The sequence below is a fragment of the Oleiphilus sp. HI0043 genome (assembly GCF_001634935.1).
In genome coordinates this window covers 1-906 of record NZ_LWEY01000143.1, presented here as the reverse complement: position 1 = coordinate 906, position 906 = coordinate 1, and the positions used below count along the sequence as shown (strand labels likewise).

Here is a 906-nt window from a genome sequence, read left to right as displayed (position 1 = left end):
GGTTGCGCCCGGAGTTTCTCTTTGGTTTAAGCTTTAGCGATGAATTCAGTCGAGGTGTGGTTCTAAGCTTACTCGCCAATATCCTCACCACTATCGTCGTTTCACGTCAAAACAGAACAACTTTATCAGACCGAATTCAAGCCCTGGCTTTTACTAACCAGNCCCAAAAACGTGCCTCGGAATACCAAAATTATGACGATATTAGCACCTTCGACCTGCGCTCACTTTTGGAACAGTTTGTTGGCAGCAGCATCACTAACAAACTCTTTGGTGAATACGACCATACCAGCGGTAATACAGCCGACGCTCGACTGATCAAAAAAGCCCAACAATCCTTATCTGGCATTGTTGGCGTTGCCTCCTCTCAGGCCATGATAGAAAGCCTAAGGAGTGGTCAGAAGCTGGCGGTAGAAGAAGTCGTTAATATCTTTGAAGAAACGACCCGAGCACTGCGTTTCAATCAGGATATTTTATTCGCGTCCTTCGATAATATTTCTTCGGGCATTAGCGTCGTCAACGGAGACCTCAATATGGTTGCCTGGAATCGTCGCTATGAAGAAATGTTTAACTATCCCCAAGGCATGCTGCAAATCGGAATTGCAGTTTCTGACTTGGTTCGCTTCAATGCTGAGCGCGGACTATTGGGGCCTGGGGCCATTGACGAGCATGTTCAACGACGTCTTAAACATTTGATGCAAGGAAAGCCTTATCGTGTTGTACGCAAGCATCATAACGGCCACGTTATCGAGATAAAGGGCAACCCTCTTCCCGATGGAGGCTATGTCACCACTTATGACGATATCACCGACTTTATGGCCGCTCAGGATGAACTCGAACAAAACAATCTTTACTTGGAGCAACGCGTGCAAAGCCGTACCGCTCAGATTGAATCTATCAATCAGGATT

General features: G+C 46.5%; 1 protein-coding gene. It reads left to right on the top strand.

What is annotated here, in order from left to right:
• A partial coding sequence (locus A3729_RS02770; protein ID WP_197475498.1) for a PAS-domain containing protein occupies positions 1 to 906 on the top strand: 906 nt, incomplete at both ends.